General features: G+C 42.0%; 4 protein-coding genes and 1 pseudogene. 4 read left to right on the forward strand and 1 reads right to left on the reverse strand.

Features of this window, described 5'->3' with window-relative positions:
* Positions 1–260: 260 nt before the first annotated feature.
* Complete coding sequence (locus CXF70_RS02110) at positions 261–1,331, reverse strand: DNA/RNA non-specific endonuclease (protein WP_101801306.1); 1,071 nt, start codon at positions 1,329–1,331, stop codon at positions 261–263.
* A gap of 370 nt (positions 1,332–1,701) precedes the next feature.
* Between CXF70_RS02110 and CXF70_RS02115 the strand changes: the two genes are divergently transcribed.
* From CXF70_RS02115 to CXF70_RS02130, 4 genes and pseudogenes are all read left to right on the forward strand, one after another.
* Positions 1,702–3,561, forward strand: a complete 1,860-nt coding sequence (locus tag CXF70_RS02115) for an LTA synthase family protein (protein ID WP_101801307.1) — start codon at positions 1,702–1,704, stop codon at positions 3,559–3,561.
* A 590-nt stretch (positions 3,562–4,151) separates the two neighbouring features.
* Positions 4,152–7,112: an AAA family ATPase gene (locus CXF70_RS02120; RefSeq protein WP_101801308.1), complete on the forward strand. Its 2,961-nt coding sequence runs from the start codon at positions 4,152–4,154 to the stop codon at positions 7,110–7,112.
* Between the two features lies 1 nt (position 7,113).
* Positions 7,114–8,139 carry an McrC family protein gene (locus tag CXF70_RS02125; RefSeq protein ID WP_101801309.1) on the forward strand — a complete coding sequence of 342 codons (1,026 nt, stop codon included), beginning with the start codon at positions 7,114–7,116 and terminating at the stop codon, positions 8,137–8,139.
* A 532-nt stretch (positions 8,140–8,671) separates the two neighbouring features.
* Positions 8,672–9,413: pseudogene (locus tag CXF70_RS02130) on the forward strand (hypothetical protein); the annotation flags it as partial.

Below are 9,413 nucleotides of genomic sequence, written 5' to 3' on the forward strand. Positions count from 1 at the left end.
TTTTGACTAGTATTAACTTTTACTTAATCGCTCCAACGCTTTTCCATTTTGTTTAACTGCTTTTTCGAAACTTTTCCGAATCATCTTAGAGCGTTCCTCGGCAGATAAATTTTGTACGGGTTTATTAGGTTTATTCACCTGGATTCACCTCTCTGCTGTGTATATTTCTTCTATATTAGCACAGCCGACCGGAAATCTGTTATGAAATAAAAAACGGCAATGCCTAAGCATCACCGTCTTCACTTCTATCTATAATTATTTTACTCCCCAACCATCCCATCACCATCACGGTCGTCCATGTACTGATAGAGCCAGTGGTCGCTCGTGATCGGCATGCTGAAACCTGCTGCTTTCGCTTCGGCAATCGTCACTTGGCCGTTGCCATTTGCATCGACTGCGGATACGTCACCGCCTGAAGGGGCAGGGGCTGACTCGGCAGGCGCACTTTCTGTCACCGTACTGCCTGAAACCGATGAACCGCTGCCTGTCAGGCCAAGGGAGGCGTTGATTTCGTCAGGGTTTCCGTTGACGAATTCATCAACGACTTCGTTGCCCATTACTGTATAGGAGTACTGGTAACTGGAAGGGATCTGCGTTTCTGTATCCGGGTAGGTGATGATGGCTTCGAAATTCATCGCGCCGCCTGCGTCGCGGATGACGTCTTCCATATAAGCCTGGTCACCGTGCCGGTTGAGTGTGCTTTCCTGCGGCGTGATGTTATAGGCATTCGCCACGCCGCCAAGGGAATCGGCAATCACATGGCCTTCGTCTAATATGTCACTTTCGACGCCCGGCACTTTTGCTTCGTCGGCATAATATCTGCCGTCTCCTGTGACCGGTTCGCTCGCATCGTCCTGCAGGATGATTTCAGCTGCGACGACACGCACCAATTGGCCGTGTTCGTTCGTGAATGCCCAGTACTCGCGGTCGCCAAATCCGATGTCTACAACGACATTGGCTTCACGGTAGCCGGACAAATCGCCGCCGTCCACTTCGATCAGTTCGTAGCCCGCGAACAATTCTTGCTGCTGTTTGGCTGCGGCTTCCGCTTCAGCCTTTTCTTTTGCAGCCAGTTCCTGCGCTTCTTTTTCTTTCGCCAATTCTTCAGCCTTGGCTTTTTCTTCGGCTTCCTGCTGTTTCGCCAGCTCTTCCGCTTCCGCTTTCTCGGCAGCTTCTTTCTCTGCCGCTAAGCGCGCTTCTTCTTTTTCAACTGCCGTCTCTTCCTGGACAGCCGTTTCCACATCTGCATCTGCCGCTTCTTCCACGTCGGTGCAGCCCACCATAAAGACAGCTGCCAAAAGCAGTATTAAATAGTTCAATTTCTTTTTCATTGCCGTGCTCCTTCTTATGTATATTGATGGATCTCTTAGCGCTATTTTGCCGGTTCCAACTCAAAATATAGCACGGAATCAAAGGCAAATACTAGGTTATAGTAAAAATTTGTCTGGAAATATTTAGTTCCATAATTTATCCGAATAAAAATGGCGGTTACGAAACTTTTCGGTGCCCGAAACGTTTATCATTAGAGTAGGGTTTCCCGTTTCTGCAAAATGATCCAGCTGCCGTTTCATTTGGTGCGAAACAGGGAAAATAAATAGAGCAGAAATAACATGAATCCTTTTCAGAACGAATACATACATAGCGAGCTGCCGTATTTCCCGGGCGGCAAAAAATCACAAAGCGAAGTTGAGCTGATTTGATATGAAACTTCTATACAATCGATTTAAAAATTTAACGGGCATCCAGCTTACTTTACTGATCGTCGGCATCCTTTGGCTGAAGACGGTCATCGTCAGTTTTATCGGCTTCAACCTCAGCATCCAATCCTTTTTTGACGTTGCGCTGATCCTGACCAGTTCGATCGGTGCACTGCTTTTAGTGATGGGCATCAGTTTCTATTTTGGCGGCAAAGTGAAGCCGGCGATCCTGTTCGCGCTGTCAGTGGCCGGGACTGGTGTTCTTTATGGCGACCTGCTCTATTACAGGTTCTATAATGACTTCGTGACAGCACCCATCCTGTTCCAATTCGATAACGTCGGTGGCTTAAGCGCCAGCACGGTCGAATTGATGAGCTTTTGGGATATTCTGTTGTTTGTGGATCTGTTTGTGCTCGGCTGGCTTCTGATGAAACAGCGGTTCGAGCTGACGATCCATAAAGAGACGAAGAAGAAGTATGTCGCAGTCGGCGCGGCTTTTCTCGTGTTGACCATCGGCTTGGGGCTGGTGAAATCCGTCCATCTCTTTTCGGAATCCTATGACCGCGAACAAGTAGTCAAGTCACTGGGGCCGTTGAATTACCATGTCTATGATCTGGCGGTCGGAATCAGTGCGCCTTTGCAGCGGTTGACGATGACCGAAGCTGAAGCTGTGGCTTCCATCGAATCCCTGCAGCAGAAAGAACCTGGACGCACCGATCTGTACGGAATGGCGGAAGGCAAAAACATTGTGCTGATCAGCCTCGAATCCACCCAGGATTTCGTCATCGGTCAAAAAGTGAACGGGGAAGAAGTGACGCCGTTCCTGAACGATTTGATTGAAGACAGCTTTTATTTCGACCAAGTCTACGACCAGACGGCGCAGGGGAAAACGTCCGATGCGGAATTCATGATCGACACGAGCCTGTATCCGCTGGCGAGCGGGTCGGTGTTTGTCAGAAGGCCGGAAAACACTTTCTACAGCCTGCCGCACATCCTGAAAGAACAAGAGGATTACTACGCGGCCACATTCCATGGCAATGTGGATACGTTCTGGAACCGCAATGTCATGTACGAAAGCCTCGGCTATGACCGTTATTTCTCGAAAGAGGATTATGACGTGACCGAAGGGAATTCGGTCAATTACGGCTTGAAGGACATTCCGTTCTTCAAACAGTCCTCCGCTTATATGAAAAATCTGCCGGAACCGTATTACGCCAAATTCCTCACCTTGACGAATCATTTCCCGTTCCTGCTGGAGGAAGAAGACATGCTCATCGACCCCGCGGCAACGGATGAAGACGTCGTGAACCGCTACGTCACCACAGTGCGCTACCTGGACAAATCGATCGAGACCTTTTTTGAACAATTAAAAGAAGAAGGCCTGTACGAAGACACCGTATTCGTCCTCGTCGGCGACCATTACGGCATTTCCGAAAAATACGAAGCCGGACTCAATCAGCTGCTGGGCGAGGAAGCCACCATCACCACGCAGATGCAGCATAAACAAGTGCCGCTGATCATCCACATTCCCGGTCAGCAAGGCGAAACCATCTCGACCCAGGGCGGCGAAATCGATATCCGCCCGACACTGCTCCATCTGATGGGCATCAAGACCGAAAACCGCTATTCGTTCGGCCATAACCTGTTCACCCGGGACGGCGACCATCCCGTTATTTTCCGGGACGGCAGCTTCATCTCGGACGATTATATCTACAAAGATAACGTCTGTTACGCCAAAGAAAACGGAGCGGCCATAGATGAGCAGTCCTGTGAACCATATTTGGAAACTGTGAGGGAAGAATTGAAGCTGTCGGATAAGATCATTTTTGGGGATTTATTGAGGTATATGGTGGGGGAAGAGTAAGGATTATAGAGGTGGAAGTAGTGTAGAATACTAACCGATATTTCGCAAACAGCTTCGCTTGCCTGGGGGCTTGCAAAAACCCGTGCTCCTGCATCGCTACGCTAGCTTCGTCGCAAAGAGCCGGCCTTGCAAGCTGCGGCCAACTCTTAGCTAACTCGGACTCGTTCCACTTCGTCCGAGTGGATCTCAGCACTTCGCTCGTAACGGAGTTGGCTTACCAACTCCGTTACTACTCCCCTGGGCGTCTTCGCTGCTTTGCTTCATATCTCTAGAATTTTCTCTGCATCTGGGTGGAATATATAAATACGGATTTTCTACCTTGCATGCAATGTAGAAAGACTGCCGGCTTTTAGGAGCTAGCAGTCTTTTCTTTATGCAATGGGTGATTTGTTATGCGAACTGTGATTAATGATAAACGAAAGACAAATCCTAGGTAATGATAATATTTTGTTTGGAAATATTTAGATTCGTTAATTAATTTCAAGGTATAGCCGTTATAATGAAAGTAATGATGACTGAAATATTAATCTTTGGACTTGAAACTAATTATATAGAAGAAACCCGATTCGAATGAGGGAAGGATGATATAAATGGCTGAACAAACGATATATGATACGGCCCTTGAAATCACAAAGGATCAGTGGCTGGAAATGCTACGCAATGAAGAGGTATTTCAAGAAAGAGACAGACAAATGATCTTGGCGATTATGCAATATGATGGCCGTCCGCACGCTACTCCTATTGCCCATGCTATTGGATTAAAAGGTAGGGGAGCCATTAATCTGCAAGTGGATCGGTTGGGCAAAAGAATTATTCAATATTTTCCTGAGATTGAATACCCGAAACAAGATAATGGTAAAGACCGCACCTGGCATATTCCATTTTTAGCTGAATGGCAGACTGATCGAAATAGATTAATTTGGACTTTACGGCCTGCGCTCGAGCAAGCAGCAGAAGTTTACTTTGAAGAAGATTTAAAAGAAGGAAAAGCCATGCCTTCTCAAACCGAGTATTCCGAAATTAGAAAGAAGCTATTCGATAGCGCTTATATCGATATGGCTTATGGAAGATACATAAAATTTAAAGAGAACAAACTCTACGACGAGGCTTATAAGCTGGAAGTGCTTTCTCGTTTGAATGAGTTTTTGAGAGGGCAAGAAATTACCGATCTCACTGTTGTGGATATTGTTAAAAAGCTCCAGAAAGAAAACCCGAGTGTCGGCAGCTTCGTCCATTGGAGCAATACAGCTGACTTAGTGAAGTTTGCTGAAGCAAAACCTGAAAGCGTAGCAGCTTTGCTTAATCAACTTTATAATTCCGAGGCTCCAATTAGCGAACGGATTGAGAAGTTCAGAGAAGAAGGCAAAGCATTCAGCAGAGAAATATCACTTGGGGCACCGCTCTTTGGTTATTTGCTGGCAGCTAAAAACTACAAGGAATATCCGATTTATAAACAAGAAGTATTCACAGCGATTAAAGCGGATTATGATATCGACTTTAAACTGGGAGTGGCAGGGAAAAATTATGAAGTTTACCGCTATATATGCAATCTGGCTTTAGAGCACTTCAAAAAAGAAAACCCATCTCTTACAGCCTTGGATATTCAAGATTTCTTCTACTGCGCCATTACGTATGATCAAATTAAAGTAGAGGCAGCAATGGATTACTTGTTTGATCTTTCAACCAAGCTAGGCGAATTTGAACGAGATCAGGAATTAATGCTACAAACAATAGCCGATATGGATCCAGAGATTTTAGAAAAGCTAAGTGATCAATACAGAAACAATGAAAAAGTAAATTTGATTCGTTATAAAATCATTGAAAAGATATTGGAAGATGGACTGATATCGCTCGAAGACATGGAGGTTATCAAACAAGAAATCAGCCAAAGATATGACACGAAAATCCTGAACTCGTGGAGTGATTTCTCAATCCTCTTCCAACTGTATTATTTCGATAAAAAGAAAAAAGTTCAGACCGAACTCACAAAAATACATCGTGTAATCCGGCATTTTGAAGAGTTAAGAGATTTGAAGTTCGTTGAGGACAAAGTTTTGAACGGTTATAGCTGGAATAATCATTTTGGAACGTCACGATGCTGGCTAGCTGTTTACCAAGCAGAGTATGCAAGTCACCAAGTCGCACCACAGCTATTTGTAGCCGTGGATCCCAATGGAATTGAATACGGCGTGTATAACGGCGACGACCACCCGAAGGGCGGGCAAGGAAACATAGCACATGTGAATACCGCTGAAAGCTTTTCTTATGAAGATTTGCAAAGCAAAATTATCGATGTTCTTGATGAGTTTGTAGATGAAACGGGAACGATAGGAGTTGAGACACCAATTTCTAAAGAACTCACCAAAGATAAATGGTCTGAACTGTTAGCAGATAACAACATTTTCCGCGAAAAAGATTTAGTTTATTTAGCGAAAATGTATGAGTTAGGAGGGCAGGCAACGGCAACTCAATTAGGTGAGGCACTGGGGATGAGCCGGAATTCTTTTAACCTTCCTGTAGTGAATTTAGCAAAAAGAATCAAAGAAGAAACAGGGTTGGAAGATGTGCATCGCGATGATGGAAGTGTTTGTCATTGGTGCGTGTTATTTGAAGGTGAATATGAAGACAGCAATCATTTCATGTGGAGTTTAAAACCGAATTTAAAGGAAGCGCTCGGAGAAACCATTGGGGAGAGCCAAGTATACGAAACCTATTCTAATGATGCATTTCTTGAAGAGGTATTTATTGATGAGAAGACTTATGACAAAATCGCAAGTCTCTTAAAGTACAAGAAGAATATTATTCTCCAAGGACCTCCTGGAGTAGGGAAAACGTTTGTTTCGAAGAGGCTGGCATATTCTCTTATGGGCATAAAAGATGAGAGTCGTGTGGAAATCGTGCAATTCCATCAAAACTATTCTTATGAAGATTTTGTGATGGGATTCCGTCCGAAAGAAAACGGATTCTCCCTTCAATATGGCGTATTCTATGATTTCTGCCAGCGAGCTCTTAATAATCCTGAAGAAGATTATTATTTCGTCATTGATGAAATCAACCGAGGCAATCTTTCGAAGATCTTCGGTGAGTTATTTATGTTGATAGAACGGGACAAACGAGATGAATTTGTGACGATGGGTTATTCAAAACAGAAATTTACAGTGCCAAGCAATTTGCATTTGATTGGCACGATGAATACAGCTGACCGGTCATTGGCACAATTGGAAGTCGCGTTACGCCGTCGTTTTGCTTTTGTAACACTGGAACCGGCTTTTAATGAAAAATGGCGCCAGCACATGATCAAAGAAAATGTTTCGGCTGAGATGATTAGCAAAATCCAACAGACAGTCGAAAAGTTAAATCATGAAATCATTAATGATTATCAGCTCGGAAGCGGCTATGCAATTGGCCATTCGTTTTTCTCAGCCAAGCCAGACGACATCAGTGAATATAATTGGTTTGACGGCATTATGAATTTCGAGATTTTGCCTTTACTGGAAGAGTATTATTTCGATCGCCCTGAAGAAGTAGAGCGATTGACAGAGGAAATATAAGATGGAAGAAATCTTTAAAGTTCCAATCCGAAATCTTTTTGTCCTTCTAAGTTATGCCGACAATATGCCGGAACTGATCAATAGCATGAATGCTGTAGATGAAGATTTAATCACTTACGATTTTATCTGTAAACAGTTTTTAAAAGAAGTCGAGAAAGTGAACCGGCGTGGCTTTGTCAAAGATTATGTAGCCATAGCAGAACCGACTAATCGTTTAGCCGGACGAATGGTTATGGAAGAGTCAATGCCCTATATCATTTCAAAGAAGCCGATGGTGGTTTGTGAGAAAGATGAGTACACAGCAAATATCTGGCTGAATCAATTGATCAAATCTACATTGAAATCGATCACTTTAAATCGGTATGTGAAGCAAGAAACAAAAGCGCATAGCTTTAAATACATGGAATTGATGGCAGAAGTTGATGCACCTCCGCTCACCAAATCTTCTTTTGCCAAGATGACATTTGGCCGTCATAACCTGCATTACAAGCGGGTGCTGCAAATTGCCCTGTTATTGCATGAAATGACGCTGCTGTCACACAAAACTGGCAACTGGAGCTTGTTTTCAGCTCAGCTAGATGAACATTCGTTAAATGGTATTTTCGAGAAGTTCCTACTTAATTTTTATAAAATCGAGCAGAAGGATTACCAGGTTAAAGGCGAAGGCATGCAATGGAAGTTGGAAGGCAATAAAGCATTTCTACCCGGCATGAGGACAGATGTATCTTTGCTCCATAAAAACAAGTCGGAAAAAATTATTATTGATGCTAAATTTTACAAAAATATATTCCAAGTACATCGTGGGAAATCATCGTTCCACAGCCATAATATGTATCAACTGTTCACTTACTTAATGCACCAAGAGCCCGAATTGAGATTGCGCGGAATTTTAATTTATCCGTTTAATGGCAGTGCTATTGATGAGAAGTATGTATGGAATGAGCGAATGACGATGGAAGTCATGACATTAGATTTGGATGGAACTTGGAAGGATATTTATCAAAAGCTTAAAATCGTTATTAGTTAATAGCACTAACTGTAGGAGGTAGTAAAAATCGAATCTCAGAAAAGTATCCATGTAGTAGGAGCAGTCATCACAGATAACGGAAAAATTCTTTGTGCTAAAAAGAGATTTAGAAGCCAGTGTCCAAGTTACGGAGATTACGTAGTGAGTAGACAAAGCGAGTTCTCTTAAGGTGTGATGTAAGTGATTGTTTATATCAATTCCAAATTTTAATGAGCTTGGTATGGTCAACTGAACCACCGATGACTTAAATATTTACAAACATTTTTATAACAATATTGCTTTTAAAAATTTTAACGGGAATTAACTCAAAACGTTATTTTGTGCCATTTCCATATATAACAATATGGAAGACATCAAATATAAAATAGGTGAGATAGATCTAAGTAGCAATGGTTTTTTTTGGCAATAAATATAGCGATTCTATGCTCTACAGAATCTAGTATTAAAGTCATTTTGCTGAAAAAATTTCACAGGTAGGTATTCTATAATAGAATGGCGAACTGAAATAGATTTTGGTGGAGGTAAATGTTAGATGTTTGATGTTAATGGGGGGGTTATGATGAAAGTCTTACCTGAGATCACGATGAATATACAGGAGTCGATGCCGAAAGAGTTCGTTAGAAGGAAAAAAGATTTTATAATCACACAGGAGAACTCATTAATAATATCTGATGATAACTACTTGAAATCATCAGTAATTATACAAAATACTATTTTTCAAGAAAACAGCATGTATTATAGAGAAGATTTGCTTGAAAGAACCAGTGTTTTGATTGTTACTAAAAGCAATGATCTGATAGATTTTGTTTTAGGATTGGAAATACCGGTGGAGGATGTTTACGAATACAGCAAGTTAAGAGGAGCATTCTTGAGGGAAAAAAATATTTTTTGCGATATGAATGACGCCACTTTTGCTTATATCTATTGGAGAGAAATTCTAAACCATTATTTTAATGGAGATATACCTAGATACATACCATTTAATTACATTTTCCCTTTTGCAAAAGGACGAAAAAATTTTAAAGCTATTTCAAGAGGAGAAAAAAATAAAATTGGTCGAAAAGATAATAAACAAAGGCCTGTTTTTGTCATTAGTGATATTATTACGACCGGATATGATGCAGACTTGAAGTTTGATTATATATTTATAGACGGAAGTACTATAAAAAAAACTATAGAAGTCAATAGAATTGTAGCACCCTACACAATATTTTTTGATAGTTACTTTGATTATCGTTTACCATTTTTGTCAACAAAAACAAACAATTTCTATC

Origin of the sequence: Planomicrobium sp. MB-3u-38, assembly GCF_002836425.1 — a bacterium.
Classification (GTDB): domain Bacteria; phylum Bacillota; class Bacilli; order Bacillales_A; family Planococcaceae; genus Planococcus; species Planococcus okeanokoites.

Excerpts from the sequence above, each read along its gene's own strand:
- CXF70_RS02115 (WP_101801307.1), top strand. The coding sequence starts at position 1,702 with ATGAAACTTCTATACAATCGATTTAAAAATTTAACGGGCATCCAGCTT.
- CXF70_RS02120 (WP_101801308.1), top strand. The coding sequence starts at position 4,152 with ATGGCTGAACAAACGATATATGATACGGCCCTTGAAATCACAAAGGAT.
- CXF70_RS02110 (WP_101801306.1), bottom strand. The coding sequence starts at position 1,331 with ATGAAAAAGAAATTGAACTATTTAATACTGCTTTTGGCAGCTGTCTTT.
- CXF70_RS02125 (WP_101801309.1), top strand. The coding sequence starts at position 7,114 with ATGGAAGAAATCTTTAAAGTTCCAATCCGAAATCTTTTTGTCCTTCTA.